The organism is Candidatus Eisenbacteria bacterium (assembly GCA_035577985.1).
In the GTDB taxonomy this organism is placed as follows: Bacteria; Desulfobacterota; Binatia; order DP-6; family DP-6; genus DATJZY01.
The window spans coordinates 39092-56723 of sequence record DATJZY010000043.1 but is presented as its reverse complement, the minus strand read 5'-3'; the positions used below and the strand labels follow the sequence as shown (position 1 = coordinate 56723).

The following is a 17632-nucleotide window of genomic DNA, read 5'->3' as shown; positions in this document are numbered from 1 at the left end:
GCTGCGCCGCGATCCCGTTCGCCTCACCATGGCCGGGCTCGGCACCGTCATCCTCATGTTCATCATGGGGTACGGGATCACGCTCGACGTCGAGCATCTCACCTTCGCCGTGCTCGACCGCGACGACACGACGATCAGCCGGGACTACGCGCTCAACCTGTTCGGCTCGAACCGCTACTTCACGGAGCTCGCGCCGATCACCGACTACGACGATCTGGATCGCCGCATGCGATCCGGCGAGCTCAGCCTGGCGATCGAGCTGCCGCCCGGCTTCGGTCGCGACGTCGCCCGGCGCCGGCCGGTGCAGGTCGCCGCCTGGATCGACGGGGCGATGCCGAACCGCGGCGAGACGATCCGCGGCTACATGCGGGAGATCCACGCGGAGTGGCTGCGGGAGAAGACACGCGAGCTCGGCGTGTCGAATCCGGCGGACCAGTTCCAGATCGCGCTGCGCTATCGCTACAACCCCGACGTCAAGAGCATCGTCGCGATGGTGCCGGCGGTGATCCCGCTGCTGCTGATGTTCATCCCGGCGATGCTCGCCGCGCTCAGCGTCGTGCGCGAGAAGGAGATGGGCTCCATCGTCAATTTCTACGTCACGCCGACGACGCGGCTCGAGTTCCTGCTCGGGAAGCAGCTGCCCTATGTCGTGCTCGCGATGATCAACTTCGTCACGATGGTGCTGCTCGCGATCACCGTGTTCGGCGTGCCGCTGAAGGGCAGCTTCGTGACGCTGGTGGTCGCGACGCTCATCTACGTCGGCACCGCCACGGCGATCGGGCTGCTGATCTCGACGTTCGTTCGCAGCCAGGTCGCGGCCATCTTCGGGACGGCGATCATGACGTTCCTGCCCGCCTCACAGTTCTCCGGAATGATCAACCCCGTGTCCTCGCTCCAGGGATTCGGTGCGATCATCGGGGCCGTCTTCCCGACCACCCACTACCTCACCATCGCCCGCGGCACGTTCTCGAAGGCGCTCGGCTTCTACCCCCTGCGGCTGTCGTTCGTTCCGCTGCTGATCACCGTGCCCGTGCTGCTCGCGCTCACCGGGGCGCTGCTCCAGAAGCAGGAGAAGTGAGTCGTGCGCGCGTCGAACATCCTTCACCTGGGCGTCAAGGAGCTGCGCAGTCTCGCGCGCGACCCCGTGATGCTGTTCCTGATCTTCTGGGGCTTCACCTTCGCGGTCTACGCCGCCGCCACGGTGATGCCGGAGACGCTCAATCGTGCGTCGATCGGCATCGTGGACGAGGACTGGTCGCCGCTCTCGACGCGCATCTCGGGCGCCTTCTACCTGCCGTACTTCACGCCGCCGTCGTTCATCACGCAGCAGGAGATGGACGCGAGGATGGACGTCGGGGACGACACGTTCGCGCTGGACATCCCGCCGGATTTCCAGCGCGATCTCCTGGCCGGGCGTCGGCCGACGATGCAGCTCAACGTCGATGCGACCCGCATGTCGCAGGCGTACACGGGCAGCGTCTACGTCCAGGAGATCGTCGCGACCGAGGTGCAGGCGTTCGCCGAGCGCCACCGGTCCAGGATGTCGCTCCCGGTCGACCTGGCCGAGCGGGTGCGCTTCAACCCGCAGCTCACGAAGACCTGGTTCGGCGGCATCATGGAGCTGATCAACCAGGTGACCATGCTCTCCGTCGTGCTCACCGGCGCGGCACTCATCCGCGAGCGCGAGCATGGCACCGTCGAGCATCTGCTCGTGATGCCCGTCACGCCGTTCGAGATCATGACCAGCAAGGTGTGGGCGAACGGCCTCGTGGTCCTCGTGGTCTGCGGCCTGTCGCTCGCGTTCGTCATCCGAGGCGTGCTCGCGATGCCGGTCGAGGGGTCGGTCGCATTGTTCCTCGTCGGCGCAGCGCTGAACCTCTTCGCGACGACGTCGCTCGGCATGTTCCTCGGCACGATCGCGCGCTCGATGCCACAGTTCGGGCTGCTGTTCATGATCACCCTGATCCCCCTGTTGATGTTGTCCGGCGGAATCACGCCGCGCGAGAGCATGCCGAGCTTCGTGCAGACGGTGATGCTGGCCGCTCCCACGACGCATTTCGTGATGCTGGCGCAGGCGATCCTCTATCGCGGGGCGGGGCTGGATGTGGTGTGGCGGCAGTTCGTCGTCCTCTTCGGCATTGGCGCAGCGCTGTTCGGCTACGCGCTGGCGCGTTTTCGCGCCACGATCGGCACGATGGTGTGAGCACGGAGATGGCGGAGAGCCGCCGCGCATCGCTTCGCGGCGACGTGATGGAAGGCATCGCGTTCAAGTTCGCGCGGGCGAATCGGCCGGTCCGCGTGCAGGTCGAACGGCGCGGCCTCGGCGCGCACCTCGACCGGAGTACGGTGTGTCCGTCCGTACACGCCGCGCTCGAGGCGTTCCTCGGCGAGCTGAGCGGCGCCGCGCCCGGGAACGTCGCCGCGGTGGCGGCGCGCCAGGAAGACCGCTGAAGCCCGCGCGCTTAGGAGGACCGAGATGGCATCACGAGAGAAGGCGTCCAAAGACGGCGGCCGCGCCCGGAAGGAAAGATCGGAACGGCTCGGCCGCAGGGACTACGAGAAGCGTCTCGCCAAGCTGCACGTCGATCTCGTGAAGCTGCAGGAATGGGTCAAGCACAAGGGGCTCAAGATCTGCATCGTCTTCGAGGGCCGCGACGGCGCCGGCAAGGGCGGGACGATCAAGGCGATCACCGAGCGGGTGAGCCCGCGCGTGTTTCGCGTCGTCGCGCTGCCCACGCCGACCGAGCGCGAGAAGAGCCAGATGTACCTCAGGCGGTACGTGAACCACGTCCCCGCGGCGGGTGAGGTCGTGATCTGGGACCGCAGCTGGTACAACCGCGCCGGAGTCGAGCGCGTGATGGGCTTCTGCTCCGAGGAGGAGACGAAGCGGTTCCTCGAGCTCGCGCCGGCCTTCGAGAAGATCATGGTCGACGAGGGGATCGTCCTCCTCAAGTACTGGCTCGAGGTCGGCATGGAGGAGCAGACGCGCCGCCTCGAGGCGCGCATCCACGACGGCCGCAAGATCTGGAAGCTCTCGCCGATGGACCTCGAATCCTACCGACGCTGGTACGACTACTCGCGCGCACGCGACGAGATGTTCCAGGCGACCGACACGGCGTGGGCGCCCTGGTACGTCGTCCGCTCGGACGACAAGCGGCGCGCGCGCCTGAACGTCATCACGCACCTCTTGAGCCGGATCCCGTACAAGAAGCTGCCGCGCGACGCGATCGAGCTGCCGAAGCGCCAGAAGGCGCACGGCTACCGTGAGCCCGACTACCCGTATAAGTTCGTCCCGGAGAAGTTCTGAACGGCGGCCCTGCCGGGGCTCGTTGGCGCGCGATGACAAGCCACGCGCCGCGCCGACCACATACGGAGAGCGTCACATGGCGATGACGATGAAAGCGGCGGTGGTACGCGCCTTCGGTGCGCCGCTCACGATCGAGGACGTCCCGATCCCGACGCCGGAACCCGGCGAGGTCCTGGTTAAAGTCGCCGCGTGCGGCGTTTGCCACACGGACCTCCACGCGGCGGACGGCGACTGGCCGGTGAAACCGACGCTGCCGTTCGTTCCGGGTCACGAAGGGGCGGGGGTCGTGGCGGCCGTCGGCTCCGGCGTCGGCGGGATCAAGGAAGGAGACCCCGTCGGCGTCGCGTGGCTCCACGACGCGTGCGGCACGTGCGAGTACTGCATCACCGGCTGGGAGACGCTCTGCGAGGCGCAGCACAACAGCGGCTACAGCGTGAACGGCGCCTTCGCGGAGTACGTAGTCGGATCGGCGGCGTACGTCGCGCGGCTCCCCGACCGTCCCGACTTCGTCGCGATGGCGCCGATCCTCTGTGCGGGCGTCACCACCTACAAGGGCATCAAGGAGACGGATACCAGGCCGGGCCAGTGGCTCGCGATCTCCGGGATCGGCGGGCTCGGCCATCTGGCCGTGCAGTACGCCAAGGCGATGGGCCTGCACGTCGTAGCTCTGGACGTAACCGAGGAGAAGCTGGCCCTCGCCCGCTCGCTCGGCGCCGACGTGACCGTCAGCGTGAGGGCACCGGATGCCGCGCAGCAGGTCGTCACGCAGACGGGCGGCGGCGCGCACGGCGTGCTCGTGACGGCCGTGTCGCCGGCCGCCTTCGCCCAGGCGCTTCGGATGGTGCGGCGCAAGGGCACAGTGAGCCTGGTCGGCCTGCCACCTGGAGATTTCCCGACGCCGATCTTCGACGTCGTGCTGAAGCGAATCACGATCCGTGGCTCGATCGTCGGGACGCGGGAGGACCTCGCCGAAGCGATCCAATTCGCAGCCGCGGGCAAGGTGCGTGCTCACGTTCACGGGGCGCCCCTCGCAGAGATCAACCGGGCGCTGTCCGACCTCAGAGCAGGGAACGTCGACGGTCGGATCGTGCTCAGGTTGATGTAGACGGAGGGGCTCGATGGCGAGGGGGAAAAGCGACCAGGCGAAGGGCCAGCAGAAGCGCATGAGTCATCCGACCGATCTTCCTCGCGACGCCACGCCCGCGACGGCGGACCTGCTCGCGCAGTACGGCTGCGGCCCCGTCCAATTCTCGGGCACGTCCGATGCGCTGTACGAGCGCCATCTCCTGTTCGACAGCGTCCGGGACGTCGCGTCGGCCGGGGCGCGCGAGCGGTTCGAGGCGGTCGCGCGCTCGGTGCGCGACGTCCTGTCGCAGCGCTGGATCCGCACCGAGCAGACCTACGAACGCGAGAACCCGAAGCGGGTCTACTACCTGTCGCTCGAGTTCCTCATCGGGCGCTCGCTCGCGAACAACGTCATGAACCTGCTGCTCGACCCCATCGCCCGGCGCGTCTCGGCGGAGCAGGGGCTCGACTGGCTCGGGCTGCTGGAGCAGGAGCCCGACGCCGGGCTCGGCAACGGGGGCCTCGGGCGGCTCGCGGCCTGCTTCCTCGACTCGATGGCCACCATGCAGCTGCCCGCCATGGGCTACGGCCTTCGCTACGACTACGGGATGTTCCGGCAGACGATCGAGGACGGTTGGCAGCGGGAGCAGCCAGACAACTGGCTCCGTCGTCCCGACCCGTGGGAGGTGGCGCGCCCGGACGAATGCGTCGAGGTGAACCTCAACTGCTCGTTCGAGGTTCGCGCCGGCGCCCTCCAGCCGATCCCGGGCCGACCGTCGACGCTGATCGGCATGCCGTTCGACCGTCCCGTCGTCGGCTATGGCGGGAAGACGATCAACACGCTCCGCCTCTGGGCCGCGGCGGCGCGGGACTACTTCGACTTCGCGCAGTTCAGCCACGGCGACTTCGTCGGCGCGCTCGCCGAGAGTCTCGGGGCCGAGTCGCTGACCCGCGTCCTCTATCCGGACGACTCGACGACGATGGGCCAGGGGCTTCGCTTCGTGCAGGAGTACTTCCTGGTCGCCTGCGCGCTCGCCGACCTGGTCCGCCGCTTCCGGCGGGGGAACGCGGACTGGAGCGCGTTGCCGGATCACGTCGCGATCCAGCTGAACGACACCCATCCGGCGATGGCGGTGCCCGAGCTGATGCGCATCCTCCTCGACGACGCGCACCTGCCCTGGGACGAGGCCTGGGACCTGACGCGCCGGACGATCGCCTATACCAACCACACGCTCCTGCCCGAGGCCCTCGAGAAGTGGCCGCTCGACTGGTTCGCGATTCTGGTTCCACGCAACGTCGAGATCATCCTCGAGATCAACCGGCGGCTCGTCGACGACGTCCGCGGGCGCTTCCCGGGTGACGAGGGACGCGTCCAGCGCGCGGCGCTCGTCGAGGAGGGCTCGGAGCGCAAGATCCGGATGGCGAACCTCGCGATCGTCGGCTCGCACAGCACGAACGGCGTGTCGGCGATCCATTCGGAGCTGCTGCGCACGACGACCGTCCGCGACCTCGCGGAGCTCTTCCCCGAACGCTTCAGCAACAAGACGAACGGCGTGACGCCGCGGCGCTGGCTGCGGCTCGCGAACCCGGCGCTCGCCAGCGTGATCACCGACGCGATCGGTGCGGGCTGGGTGACCGACCTCGGCGAGCTGACGCGGCTCGCGCCGCTCGCCGACGACGCCGGCCTTCGCGACGCGTTCCGGCGAGCCAAGCGCGACGCCAAGGTGCGGTTCGCCGACTGGGTTCGCTCCACGACCGGCCAGGCCGTCGACCCGGACACGATCTTCGACTGCCACGTGAAGCGCATCCACGAGTACAAGCGCCAACTCCTGAACGCGCTCCGCATCGTCGTGCTCTACGACCGCCTCCGCGCGAACCCCCGGCTCGACATGGTCCCGCGGACGTTCTTCTTCGCGGGGAAGGCGGCGCCGGCCTACCACCTCGCGAAGATCATCATCAAGTTCCTGAACGGCCTCGCGGGGACGATCGACGCGGATCCCGCGCTGAGGAATCGGCTCAAGGTCGTCTTCCTGCCCGACTATTCCGTGACGCTCGCCGAGCGGCTCATCCCTGCGAGCGACGTGTCGAACCAGATCTCGACGGCCGGCTACGAGGCGAGCGGCACGAGCAACATGAAGTTCATGATGAACGGCGCGCTCACCATCGGCACGCGGGACGGCGCGACCATCGAGATGGCAGCGGAGGCGGGCGAGGAGAACTTCTTCCTCTTCGGCCTGACCGCGGAGCAGGTGGCGGAGAGCCGCGGCTGGTACAACCCGCGATGGCACTACGAGCACGAGCAGGAGACGCGGGCCGCGCTCGATCTCATCTTCTCCAATCAGTTCAGCCAGAACGAGGTGGGAGCGTTCGAGCCGATCCGCGAGGCGCTCCTCACGCACGGCGACTACTACATGCATCTCGCCGACCTGCGCGCCTACCTCGAGGCGAGCGGGCAGCTCGGCGCGCTCTACGCCGACCGGGACGGCTGGGCGCGGAAGGCGATCCTCAACGTGGCGGCGTCGGGCAGGTTCTCGAGCGACCGGACGATCGCCGAGTACGCCGCCGGGATCTGGAACGCGAAGCCCTGCATCGTGACGTAACCATGGCCGCGATCAGCCCGATCGCCGGAGAGCCGGCGCCGCCGTCCGTTCTCGTGAACGTCACGAGGCTGATCGATGCCTACTACACCCAGCGCCCGGATGCGTCGGTGCCGGCGCAGCAGGTGGTGTTCGGGACCTCGGGCCATCGCGGCTCCTCGCTCGACGGCACCTTCAACGAGGACCACATCGTCGCGATCACGCAGGCGATCTGCCTCCATCGGAAGCAGGAGCGCATCGACGGGCCGCTCTTCCTCGGCTTCGATACGCATGCGCTCTCGAAGCCCGCGTTCGCGACCGCACTCGAGGTGCTGGCGGCGAACGGCGTCGACGTCATGGTCGATGCCCGGAACGGATACACGCCGACGCCGGTCGTGTCGCACGCGGTGCTGGGATACAACCGCGGGCGCCGGAGCGGGATCGCAGACGGCATCGTCATCACGCCGTCGCACAACCCACCGGAGTACGGCGGCTTCAAGTACGACCCGCCGCACGGCGGGCCGGCCGACACCCACGTGACGCGCTGGATCGAGGAGCGTGCCAACGCGCTCCTCGCGGACGGGGTGCGCCAAGTCGCCCGGATACCGGTCGACCGCGCGCGCACGGCGCCGACCACGCACGCATTCGAGTACCGCGACGCCTACGTCGCCGATCTCGCCTCGGTCGTCGACGTCGAAACGATCCGCGCGAGCGGCGTGCACATCGGCGTCGATCCTCTTGGCGGCGCCAGCGTCGACTACTGGCACGCGATCGCGGAGCGGTACGGACTCGACCTCACGGTCGTGAACGACGCCGTCGACCCGACGTTCCGCTTCATGACCGTCGACTGGGACGGGAAGATCCGCATGGACCCGTCTTCGCCGTACGCGATGGCGCGTCTGGTCGGCCTGAAGGACCGTTTCGACGTCGCCTGCGCCAACGACACTGACGCCGATCGCCACGGTGTCGTCAGCCGGAGCGCCGGCCTCGTGGAGCCGAACCATTACCTCAGCGTCGCGATCGACTATCTCTTCCGACATCGCCCGCGCTGGTCGGACGCGGTCGCCGTCGGCAAGACGGTCGTGAGCAGCAGCATGATCGACCGGGTGGCGGTGCGCCTCGGGCGGCAGCTCGTCGAGGTGCCGGTCGGGTTCAAGTGGTTCGTCGACGGCCTCGTGCGCGGGACGATCGGCTTCGGCGGCGAGGAGAGCGCCGGGGCCACCTTCCTCCGGCGCGACGGCGGGGTGTGGACGACGGACAAGGACGGCCTCGTGCCGAACCTGCTCGCGGCCGAGATCACGGCGCGCACCGGCAAGGACCCGGGCGCGCACTACCGGGCGCTAACGGCCGAGCTGGGCGAGCCGTGCTACGCGCGCATCGATGCCCCGGCGACCCCCGAGCAGAAGGCGCGGCTCGCGGCGCTCTCGCCGGCCGCGGTCACGACCACGACGCTGGCCGGTGAGCCGATCGTCGCTCGCACCACCACCGCGCCGGGGAACGACGCGCCGATCGGCGGCCTCAAGGTCGTGGCAGCGAACGGCTGGTTCGCGGCGCGGCCGTCGGGCACGGAGGACATCTACAAGATCTACGCGGAGAGCTTCAGGGACCATGCCCACCTCGATGTCATCGTGACCGAAGCCCGAGCGATCGTGAGCACGGCGTTAGGGACCTCTGCGCCGAGCCGCGGATCGCGAGGAGCACGACCATGAGCGAGGACGGCCGCCTGACGAACGTTCCGCCGGTCCCAGACGGCTACCGTGCCTCGGGCGTGTTGCTACACGTCACCTCGCTGCCCTCGCCGTATGGCGTTGGCGATGTCGGACCGTCCGCGTGGGCCTGGATCGACCGCCTCCACGACGCCGGGCAAAGCTGGTGGCAGGCGCTGCCCCTCGGTCCTACGGGGTACGGCAACTCCCCGTACCAATCGTCGTCGTCCTTTGCGGGCAACGGGGTCTTGATCAGCCCACAGGCTCTCATCGAGGACGGCTTGGTGCGGGCCGGCGAGTTCGATTCCCGTTCGTTTTCGGCGGTGGCCGTCGACTACGACGTCGTCATCCCGTTCAAGCACCAGCTGCTCGAAACGGCTTGGGCGAACTTCAAGCACGTAGGCCGCCGGGATCTACAGGTCGCTTCTGATGAGTTCCGTCACGCGCAGGCGCACTGGCTAGAAGATTACGCGCTATTTCGCGCAGTGAAGGCAAAGCACAACGATGCGTATTATCTCGATTGGCCGTCGGCGCTGGTAGAGCGTGTCCCGGCGGCGTTGGATCGAGCCCGCCAGGAACTCTCGGAGCGAATCGACCAGGTCTGTTTCGCTCAGTTCTTGTTGTTCCGTCAGGGCAACCGCCTCAAGGACTATGCCCGTGGCAAGGGCGTGCGCTTGATGGGCGACCTGCCGTTTTTCGTTTCTGCCGACTCCAGCGACGTGTGGACGCACCCGGAGCTGTTCCTGCTGGACGACCGGAGCCGCCCGCGTTTTGTCGCCGGTGTGCCGCCCGACGATTTCAGCGCGGAGGGGCAGCTGTGGGGCAATCCCGTCTACGACTGGGACGCCCTGCGGCGCACCGGCTATCGCTGGTGCATCGATCGCCTGCGCGCCTTGCTGGAGCATGTCGATGCGATCCGTCTGGATCACTTCCGTGCCTTCGCCGCAGCGTGGCACGTCCCGTCCGCAGCGCTCACAGCCCGAGCGGGCCATTGGGTCCCCGGTCCGGGCGCCGACTTCTTCAGCGCGGTCCAGAAGGAGTTGGGTACCCTCCCGTTAATCGCCGAAGACTTGGGTGTGATCACGCCGGATGTGCGTGCGCTTCGCGACCAGTTTCAGATCCCGGGAATGCGCGTTCTGCAGTTTGGTTTCGATGGTCGCGCGGACAATCCCTACCTGCCGCACAACTACGTTGCCAACTCGGTGGTGTACACCGGCACGCATGACAACAACACGACGCGCGGGTGGTTCGAAGCCCTACCGGACGAAGCGCGGCAGCGCGTGTGGGCCTACCTGAAGCGGCCCGCGGGCGATAGTCGTGAGGTCGCGCCGGCATTGTTGGAGTTGGCGTGGTCGTCTGCGGCGGTGCTGGCGATGACGCCGCTACAGGATCTGCTCAACCTAGGGAGCGACGCGCGTATGAACGTACCCGGTCATGCGGCGGGTAACTGGCGTTGGCGCTGCACCGAAACGACGTTATCACCGGAAACCTTCGAAGGGCTGCGGGAACTCACGCGGAGATCGAACCGACTTGAGGTGACATCATGAGAGCGACTGGATTGCTCCACGACCTCCGCCAGGGCCTCTGGCTCGACAACATCACCCGTGATCTCCTGAACGACGGCACGCTCGCGCGCTACATCGAGAGAAACCCGAGGACTCGAATGGCCGGGCTGGGGTGTCGCCTGTCCGCGGCGGCGATCGGCATCCTGATCGCCGGCTTGCCGGTCGCGTCGGCCAAGAATGCCGCCGAGAACGCGATCGACCAGGCACACGTCGCCGCCGGGCGTGTCTGGTACGACAAGTACTGCACGCCATGCCACGGACCAGGCGGCGGACCCGGCTCGGCGGTCTATCGCCGGACCGATGGGAAGGTGGACCTCCGGCGCTACGTCGCACGGAACAACGGCCTCTTTCCCGCCCACGAGTGGATCGCCGTTGTCGAGCACGTCGACCTCACGTCCCCCCACGCCGAGGTATGGGAACAGATCCGCCACGCCCAGGCGGGCAGCACCCAGGCAGGCACGAGTTCGCAGGGGGCGGCGGCGCGCGGTGTGGTGGCGCTGATCGCCGACTACATCATCTCGGTCCAGACGAAATAGGGGCTGATCTCCGCGACGGTGCGATCGTGCGGACCAGCAGATCTACCAGAAAGACGCACAGCTCGCCGAAGTGGGGTGATCAGCCGCTTGCGGTCGTGAACCTCTACAAGGCACGGGGGCGCGCGTGACCCATTCGTATCCGGCCGACCTCGCGGAGGTGCTGGTTCGCACGTGGCACGACGGCTCGGCGTTGAGCGACGACTACTGCGACGCGGCGCACGACCACGACGAGCTGCCACCGCCCGACGTCGTCGAGACCATCCTCTCCACCTGCTACCAGGCGAGCCTCCTGCGGGAGGAGGAGCGCGTGGTCCGCTTCCGCCTGATCGTTGCGAACCCCGCGACCTTTCCGGCGCCCGCCGGACCGCCGCACGGCGTGCACCGGCTGCTCTTCGACGAGCCGCGTCCCTTCTCGCACCACGAGCTACGTCGGCTCGCGCCCGCGGTCGACTTCCACCGCGCGCTGATCGGCGCTCGGATCGAGCCGCGCGGCTTGATGCTGTGGGGTATGGTGACGACCGGACCGCGCTGGGTGCAGGCGATCTACGGCGGACGGCAGAGCTTCCAGCGTTTGCCGGCGAACCTCGTCGTTCGCGTGACCGCACCCGGCCGGATCGCAGTGTGCAAGGGGCTCGTGACGCTTGCAGCGCTGGTCGGCGGCCGGATTGTGCAGCCGTCGCTCGACGTCTTCGACTCGACGTGGCTACCGGCGACGTTCGCCGGGTGGCGCGACGAGGTGCTCGCGCTGCACCACGAGGCGCGCGACCGCGCGACGACGCCGTGGGCGGAGGTCGATCCGGACGTGACGCGCCTGATCGTGCAGCATTCCGTGAGGAGCGTCATCGGCCTCATGCGCAACAGCCACCACGGCGGCGCGATCCTGTTCCTGCCGCCGGAGGGCGACGGCTCGATCGCGAAGCTCGACGGCCGGGTCCGGCCCAAGTACGGCTTCGCATCCGAGGAGCCGAGCCGACGATTCCGCACGCTCATCGTCGCGCTGATCAACGCACTTGCCGCCGCGCAGCCGACGCACCCGGAGCGTCGCAGGGTCGGCTGGGAGGAGTACGTGAGCAGCACCGACGGCGACGTCGCGCAGATCGACGAGGCCATCTTCGAGCTGGCGCACCAGGTCGCGGTGCTGGCGACGGTGGACGGCGCCGTCGTGCTCAACAAACGGTTCGAACTGATCGGGTTCGGCGCCGAGATCGGGGGCGATCTGCCGCCGGTGCGCTGCGTCGCGCGCGCGCTCGACGCTGACGGCACGGCGAAAGTGCGCGAGTCGGTCGAGAGCGACGGGACCCGCCACCGCTCGGCCTACCGGCTCTGCAACTTCGTGCACGACGCGCTCGCGATCGTGGTCTCGCAGGATGGGACCGCGCGCTTCGTCAAGTGGCACGAGGGCGAGGTCACGTACTGGGACCACGTATCGACGAGCGTGCTCGACGTGTGAGCGGCGCACCGAGCAGCTCGCACGTCGAGGCGGTTGACGCAATGCTCGCTTCGCTGTTCCGACTCCACGACGTGGACGTGGTCGCGCACGCCATCGGCGCCATCGCACTCGTGTGCAGTGCCGGCATGGCGCTACGTGCTCGGCGATGCCGACCTCGCCGCCGGGCTGGCGAAGCTCGAAGCCATCAGCGGGACGGGGGCGCCGGTGGAGCGCGAGGAGTTCCGCCGGCATCTCCACGCGCGCTACGTCGTCTGAATCCACTGTCGGCGTCAACCCTCGGGCGGCGCGCTCGCGACGATTCCCCCGGCACTCGACGACGTCGAGCGGGCATCGTTGCAGCGCAGCGTGACCGTCCTGCGGGACGCGATCGGCTCGCTTCGGCTGACCTGACGATCTCCGCCTGTCCGGTCCTCACATGAGACGCCGTCGGCCCGGCCTACCGGCGTCCATTGTCGCCGAGGCAGTAGTCCCAGCCGTAGCCCCAACGCCACGGGAACGGCTCCCACGGCGCTCCACCCATGCGGACGCCCGCGTACATGAGCCACGCGATGGGCGCGCCGTGCACGGCTGACACGCAGTCGCGGAACGTCGCGTCGGCGCGCTTGCGCTCCGCGCTCGTGCCGCCGCACCAGTACGCCATGTCGTGCTCGACGCAGCACCATACCCATCCGTCGTCGGGCCACATCGAGCAGCCGTCCGTCGTGAAGTGATGTGGCGGGATCACGCCACGCAGGTGCGTGCAGCGGGTCTCCGCCCGCCGCTCGAGCGCCTCCGCCGCCGTGGGGTCGCTGCGATAGGGAGCCAGGTGGTGGACGGTCGGCGTGCAGGCGCAGGCGAGCACCGCCGCGAGCGTGAGTCTCGGGCGCGTCACTCGGCGGTCCGTTCCGGACGGAGGGCGTTTGGCCCGAGCCGGTCGATCCCGTAGCGGCGAACCGCCTGGAGCACGACCGGGAAGTCCTCCTGCGTGATCCGGGTCGACCCCAGCCGCGGGAAGGGAAAAGGATCGGGCACGTGGACGTCGATCTCCAGCGTGGCGATGTCCTTGACCTCGTGCCCGTCCATCGCGGAGCCGCGCCGGAGCGTCAGCGGGTGCTCGGCGCCGGCGCAGTGGCGGTCGACCCACGCCTGCATCGCCGGTGATGCGTAGGCGCGCGACACGACCCACGGCGTCAGCTGCGCCCCAGCGTCCGTATAGCGGCGGAGCACGAGGCGTGGGTCGGGCAGACGGGCGTGCGAGTCCCACCAGACGCCGTCGATGAGCCGCATCGCCTCCGCACCGGCGTCGGCGCTCACCGGCTGGAGATACGCGAGCGTCGCCCGGAGCCACTCGTCCATGTGCCGATCGTACAGTACGTCGGTCTCCTCCTCGCCCGCGTTTATGAGGAGTCCGCCGGCGATCTTGATCCCGAGCAGGTTCGAGTAGAGGTCTTCGGGCGAGAATGCGGAGAGGTACTCCGGGTAGAGCTCGATCGCCGACCAGCCGTAGGTGGTCGCAATCTCGTGCCAGACCGACAGCTCGAAGGCGAGCCACTGCGCCACGGTGATGGCCACGCGCCGAAGGCCGTAGCGCCCGACCAGGTCCGGCGGGAGCGGGTGCAGGTGGACGCGACGCGCACCGCCCTCGCTCGGCAGCTCGATCGTCGCGCCGGTGAGCGACGCTCGCGCGATGGCCGCGGACCAGAACAGCGTCCAGTCGGCGTTGTCGCGTACGTGCGCGAGGTCGATGAAGCCGCCGCGGCACGTGTAGAGGAGCGCGTCGTTCTCGCGCATGAAGGCGTCCAGTTTCGACGATGCCGAGGCCGAGAACGGCTCGGCGTCGTACGTATGGGGACCGACCTGATCGAGGCCGATGATGTTGCTCAGCGTGAAGAAAGGGACGGGGACGGGTCCGATGCTCGCGCCGAGCCTCATCCCGAACGCGCAGCACGGACGCAGCCCGTTCCGCACCGGGATCGCGGGGATGTCGGACGGCGTGAGGGGCCGCTCCGTGGCGGCCGGCTCGTCGAGGACGCGTGCCACGTCCTCCCCCGTCACCGCACGCCGCACCATCCACGACGGCGCATGGACGCAGCCGACGAACGCCGTCAGTGCGAGCAGCGCGCATGCATGCGGGCGAACCCGCCCGATCATCCCCACCGAGCGCATAACGGATGGCGGGCACGAGTTCCAGCGAAACCGCGATCAGCACTGGGAGCGGTGGCGTCGGGATCGCGGAGCGGCGGCTTCGGTCGGGCTTCACGATCCCGAGTCGCTTCATCAGCGACTGCAACGTCGTCCGCTTCATGCCGAGACGCGCGGCCGCTCCCCGCGGGCCGGACAGGACCCAGTTCGCCTGCTCGAGCGCACGCACGATCTCCTCCCGCTCGGTAGGGGTCGACGCGCTTTTCGACGTCAAGCCGACCGACGCGGGCGGCTCGCGACGACCTTGCACGCCGGTTCGGCATGGGTCGTCCCGCCTTCGTCGGCCCCCCTACGTCGCCGCGCGTGCCGGCGATTCGGCCGCGCATCTTTTCACCTTCCGCCATCGGCCAGCTAGACTTTGGCGCGCATCGACTTGAGTTCGACGCGGCACGCCTCGCCGAAGGACTTCAAGGGATCGGCCCCACTCCCCGACCGAACAAGCGCGCGAAGTTCTTCGACCGAAAGATTGGGCGAGAAATACTGCTCCGTGATCTGTCTCAACACGTGTTCCGCCTCTGCGAGAACCGCGTCGGATGCGGAGAGCCGGATGCGATTGACCAGCTCATACGCGGACGACAACGTCTCCGGCTGGTCCAATGTACGCTCCAACGAGTCCACGACGAGTTTGGAGCATTCGCGAATGAACTCTCCGTAGAGCGTTTCACGCTGGCGGATCTCGGCGCCCATCAGCTCACGTCTACTGAGCGTCTTCTGCGTGACCCAGGCGGTAGCGACGGTGGCGGAGCCCCCGACGAGCGACCCGAAGACGGCGGCCGTTGCACTGACGATTGCGGTATCCATAGGTTTAGCCTCCGCTCGAGGTATTGCTGTCGGCGACCGCCATCGCGAGCACATACGGTGTAGCACTCCAAACAGCGCGCTCGTGGCGGTGGTTCACTGGGGGACGGCGCGTCGGAAGCGTTCGAGCATCGAATCCGCGACGGTAAGCGCTTCGGTCAGCGCCCGGTCGGCAGCCTGCTTGAGGTCGCCCCACGACCCTTCCGCGGCGGTCGAGAGCTGCCACAGGAGGTGGGTCGCCTCGCGCTGGTGGTCGCTCAGTCGGGCGAGCTGCTCGTGCGCTTCCTTGCGAAGCATCTGGATCCGCCCCCGGGCGTCTGCTTCGATCCTCGCCTCCGCACGGCGGAGCGCGACCTCAATCTCCGCGACCGATCGGGCCAGCCGCTCGACGCGCTTCTCGACGTCGACCCGACCGACCCGAGCGGCTCGTAACGACTGTGCACGCCGGTTCGGCATGTTCTCTCGCGTCTTCGCCGCTCAGCACTTCAATCCACCTCGCCATACTCACCGTATCTCCCGCAGGGCGCTGTGCGTGCGGACCTATGCTGTGGATTACGTGGTTGACCGCCTCCCGCTCTTGTCCATTCGCGCCAGTTTCGCGAAACACTGTCACTAGAGCGCTTCCGGCGCGCGGTATCCGCGTGACCGAGCTGATGACGCGCGTCGAGGCCTGGCGTCGACGGGCAAAGCCGCCAGTCCGACGGAAACCGTTCGCGTGGCCTCGACTAGCGAGCGGAGGAGGCCGCGATCTTGGCCTTTGGTGCCATGCTGATCGACGGCTGCCGACACCATGCTGCGTACGAGGAGCGCAGACCCTTCCGGATGAAATCGGGATCGAGGTCAGTCGCCTGGCAAATCGTCTCGAAATCGAACGGGCCGTCTGTCGAAGAACGGAACCATGCGTCGACCTCGGTAAAGAGCCGCCTGCCGCGTCCGGTCGGCACGGTGGTATACGTCTGGAAGTCGTTCACGGCGCATTCGAGCACGGCGAGCATCAGCCGCTTCACCGGCTCCAGCTGCGCCATGGACGGGTTCGGGACTTGCGCCGGAAGAATTTCGCCCTGGCCGTTCCGCACGAGGCTCTCTGGCGTTTCTGTCATGGGATGCGCCTCACACTTGTATGCCGCAGGAGCGCGCGATGCACCGCACCTCGACCCCACAGCCATGAACGCGACGCGCCAATGGCAAAATCGTGGCCGCGCTCAGCCATGCCGTGGGTGAGCTGGCGCAGCGAGTGGCGAGCGCGGTCCGCTCGTGCCCGTGCACGTCCGAACGGTCAGGGGGCGCGGCTTCCGTGCCGCTCGCGCGCGATTCCCGACGTGCCGCCACCGCTCGCGGGTCGATCGATACTCCTGCGGCGAGCATCCCGCCCATCGCCGGAAAGCGCGAGTGAAGTTGGCGTGGTCGGAGTACCCGAGGTCGAGCGCGAGGTCCAGGATCTTGGCCTGCGTCCGCTCGAGCACGGCGGCGGCGGTCGCGAACCGCGTCTGGGCGACGAGGACCTCGTGGCTGACCCCGCCCGCTGCGAGACCGCGCTGGAGCGTACGAACACTCATGCCGACGAAGTCCGCGGTCTGCCGGACGCTCGGATAGTTCTCTCCGTAGGACAGCGTCTCGACCGCCTGTCTTATGGACCCGACGAAGTCGGGGGCCGGCACGGACGCCTTCCAGTCCTCGACGTCCGTCGGTATCTCGGCCGGCGGAAAGGGCGGGAGCCGCGTGGCGAGCAGCGCACGGGGAATGGCGACCATCGTTTCGGGCTGCCGGAATGCGACACGGGCGGAGGCGAGCGACTCGGCGTCTCGCAGTCCGGGAGCCTCATCGGTCTGGAGGTGCACCTCGGCGGGGCGCCAGCTCGGGCCCGCCGCGCCCCGCACGACCGAGATTATCAGCCCGAGGCAGAAGTGATTGTCCTGCTGCCAGGCGCCGTCCCGCGGATCGAAACGGTCCTCAACGGTCATGCAGAACTCCACTCGGTCCCCCCGTGGACGGAGCCACAGCGGCCGATTCGAAGTGATCATCCTATGAAACCGGACGGCCGTCTTCAGCGCGGCGCCTAGGGTCGGCGCGCTGCGGATTAGACGGCCGAAGACGCCCAAGGCGTCGATGGTACACTCCTCACCCGCGGTCAGCCCGAGGTTCGGAATGTCCGTGTCCTGTAATGCTGCCTCGAAGAGACGCACGGTGCTGGTCGCCGGGATTAACGCCTCGCTCTCCGCGGTGATCCAGGCGGGCAATTGGGCCCTCGCGAGAACGCGGTCTACCGAAATCCCGGCACGATCAAGGAAGGAGACGATGGGCGAGATCGTGCCGGCGCGAGTGAGGGCGGCGGACGTCATCGGGCGGTGGTCACTCCTATTCAGCAAAAGCCATGCTTGTCCGAAAGCTCATCCAGTTCGCTCCGATTCCGACTCTTGATCTCGGTTTCCCCAGTCGACGTCTCAGTTC

The 17632-nt window shown here is 68.1% G+C and carries 17 protein-coding genes; 12 read left to right on the top strand and 5 right to left on the bottom strand.

Annotated features, from left to right (window positions below; genetic code table 11):
• From VMS22_07380 to VMS22_07330, 11 genes are all read left to right on the top strand, one after another.
• Window positions 1-1078 (top strand): ABC transporter permease (locus VMS22_07380; protein ID HXJ33850.1); only part of this gene is annotated, 1078 nt, incomplete at its 5' end.
• A 3-nt stretch (window positions 1079-1081) separates the two neighbouring features.
• The gene (locus VMS22_07375) at window positions 1082-2203 is read left to right on the top strand and encodes an ABC transporter permease (GenBank protein ID HXJ33849.1); all 1122 of its coding nucleotides are present in this window, start codon (window positions 1082-1084) and stop codon (window positions 2201-2203) included.
• Between the two features lie 8 nt (window positions 2204-2211).
• Complete coding sequence (locus VMS22_07370; protein ID HXJ33848.1) at window positions 2212-2451, top strand: hypothetical protein; 240 nt, start codon at window positions 2212-2214, stop codon at window positions 2449-2451.
• A 25-nt stretch (window positions 2452-2476) separates the two neighbouring features.
• A complete protein-coding gene (ppk2, locus tag VMS22_07365) occupies window positions 2477-3307 on the top strand; it encodes a polyphosphate kinase 2 (GenBank protein ID HXJ33847.1) in 831 nt (276 codons plus the stop codon).
• Between the two features lie 76 nt (window positions 3308-3383).
• On the top strand, window positions 3384-4412 hold the full coding sequence (gene adhP / locus VMS22_07360; protein HXJ33846.1) for an alcohol dehydrogenase AdhP: 1029 nt from the start codon (window positions 3384-3386) through the stop codon (window positions 4410-4412).
• A gap of 58 nt (window positions 4413-4470) precedes the next feature.
• Window positions 4471-6972: a glycogen/starch/alpha-glucan phosphorylase gene (locus tag VMS22_07355; protein HXJ33845.1), complete on the top strand. Its 2502-nt coding sequence runs from the start codon at window positions 4471-4473 to the stop codon at window positions 6970-6972.
• Between the two features lie 2 nt (window positions 6973-6974).
• Complete coding sequence (gene pgm / locus VMS22_07350; protein ID HXJ33844.1) at window positions 6975-8657, top strand: phosphoglucomutase (alpha-D-glucose-1,6-bisphosphate-dependent); 1683 nt, start codon at window positions 6975-6977, stop codon at window positions 8655-8657.
• The gene (gene malQ, locus VMS22_07345; protein HXJ33843.1) at window positions 8654-10201 is read left to right on the top strand and encodes a 4-alpha-glucanotransferase; all 1548 of its coding nucleotides are present in this window, start codon (window positions 8654-8656) and stop codon (window positions 10199-10201) included. Before pgm ends, malQ begins: the two co-directional genes overlap by 4 nt.
• Window positions 10198-10755, top strand: a complete 558-nt coding sequence (locus VMS22_07340) for a hypothetical protein (GenBank protein HXJ33842.1) — start codon at window positions 10198-10200, stop codon at window positions 10753-10755. Before malQ ends, VMS22_07340 begins: the two co-directional genes overlap by 4 nt.
• A gap of 124 nt (window positions 10756-10879) precedes the next feature.
• Window positions 10880-12205 (top strand): hypothetical protein, encoded by a 1326-nt coding sequence (locus VMS22_07335; GenBank protein ID HXJ33841.1) that lies wholly within the window; start codon window positions 10880-10882, stop codon window positions 12203-12205.
• Window positions 12206-12322: 117 nt separating this feature from the next.
• Window positions 12323-12460: a hypothetical protein gene (locus VMS22_07330; protein HXJ33840.1), complete on the top strand. Its 138-nt coding sequence runs from the start codon at window positions 12323-12325 to the stop codon at window positions 12458-12460.
• 181 nt (window positions 12461-12641) lie between these two features.
• Here VMS22_07330 and VMS22_07325 read toward each other — a convergent pair whose 3' ends face one another.
• The 3 genes from VMS22_07325 to VMS22_07315 all read right to left on the bottom strand — a co-directional run bounded on the left by VMS22_07325 (window position 12642) and on the right by VMS22_07315 (window position 15187).
• A complete protein-coding gene (locus VMS22_07325) occupies window positions 12642-13076 on the bottom strand; it encodes a hypothetical protein (protein HXJ33839.1) in 435 nt (144 codons plus the stop codon).
• Window positions 13073-14335, bottom strand: a complete 1263-nt coding sequence (locus VMS22_07320) for a DUF4056 domain-containing protein (GenBank protein HXJ33838.1) — start codon at window positions 14333-14335, stop codon at window positions 13073-13075. The genes VMS22_07325 and VMS22_07320 overlap by 4 nt, the downstream gene beginning before the upstream one ends.
• 402 nt (window positions 14336-14737) lie before the next feature.
• Entirely contained in the window at window positions 14738-15187 is a 450-nt protein-coding gene (locus VMS22_07315) for a hypothetical protein (protein ID HXJ33837.1), read from the bottom strand.
• A gap of 228 nt (window positions 15188-15415) precedes the next feature.
• Between VMS22_07315 and VMS22_07310 the strand changes: the two genes are divergently transcribed.
• Window positions 15416-15616, top strand: coding sequence for a hypothetical protein (locus VMS22_07310; protein ID HXJ33836.1), 201 nt, complete (start codon window positions 15416-15418; stop codon window positions 15614-15616).
• Window positions 15617-15909: 293 nt separating this feature from the next.
• On the opposite strand, the gene VMS22_07305 is transcribed toward VMS22_07310, so the two are convergent.
• Both VMS22_07305 and VMS22_07300 read right to left on the bottom strand, forming a co-directional pair.
• On the bottom strand, window positions 15910-16284 hold the full coding sequence (locus VMS22_07305; protein ID HXJ33835.1) for a hypothetical protein: 375 nt from the start codon (window positions 16282-16284) through the stop codon (window positions 15910-15912).
• 102 nt (window positions 16285-16386) lie between these two features.
• Window positions 16387-17523 carry an AraC family transcriptional regulator gene (locus VMS22_07300; GenBank protein ID HXJ33834.1) on the bottom strand — a complete coding sequence of 379 codons (1137 nt, stop codon included), beginning with the start codon at window positions 17521-17523 and terminating at the stop codon, window positions 16387-16389.
• Window positions 17524-17632 lie beyond the last annotated feature (109 nt).

Excerpts from the sequence above, each read along its gene's own strand:
- VMS22_07370 (HXJ33848.1), top strand. The coding sequence starts at position 2,212 with ATGGCGGAGAGCCGCCGCGCATCGCTTCGCGGCGACGTGATGGAAGGC.
- ppk2 (HXJ33847.1), top strand. The coding sequence starts at position 2,477 with ATGGCATCACGAGAGAAGGCGTCCAAAGACGGCGGCCGCGCCCGGAAG.
- adhP (HXJ33846.1), top strand. The coding sequence starts at position 3,384 with ATGGCGATGACGATGAAAGCGGCGGTGGTACGCGCCTTCGGTGCGCCG.
- VMS22_07355 (HXJ33845.1), top strand. The coding sequence starts at position 4,471 with ATGAGTCATCCGACCGATCTTCCTCGCGACGCCACGCCCGCGACGGCG.
- pgm (HXJ33844.1), top strand. The coding sequence starts at position 6,975 with ATGGCCGCGATCAGCCCGATCGCCGGAGAGCCGGCGCCGCCGTCCGTT.
- malQ (HXJ33843.1), top strand. The coding sequence starts at position 8,654 with ATGAGCGAGGACGGCCGCCTGACGAACGTTCCGCCGGTCCCAGACGGC.
- VMS22_07340 (HXJ33842.1), top strand. The coding sequence starts at position 10,198 with ATGAGAGCGACTGGATTGCTCCACGACCTCCGCCAGGGCCTCTGGCTC.
- VMS22_07320 (HXJ33838.1), bottom strand. The coding sequence starts at position 14,335 with ATGATCGGGCGGGTTCGCCCGCATGCATGCGCGCTGCTCGCACTGACG.
- VMS22_07315 (HXJ33837.1), bottom strand. The coding sequence starts at position 15,187 with ATGGATACCGCAATCGTCAGTGCAACGGCCGCCGTCTTCGGGTCGCTC.
- VMS22_07305 (HXJ33835.1), bottom strand. The coding sequence starts at position 16,284 with ATGACAGAAACGCCAGAGAGCCTCGTGCGGAACGGCCAGGGCGAAATT.
- VMS22_07300 (HXJ33834.1), bottom strand. The coding sequence starts at position 17,523 with ATGACGTCCGCCGCCCTCACTCGCGCCGGCACGATCTCGCCCATCGTC.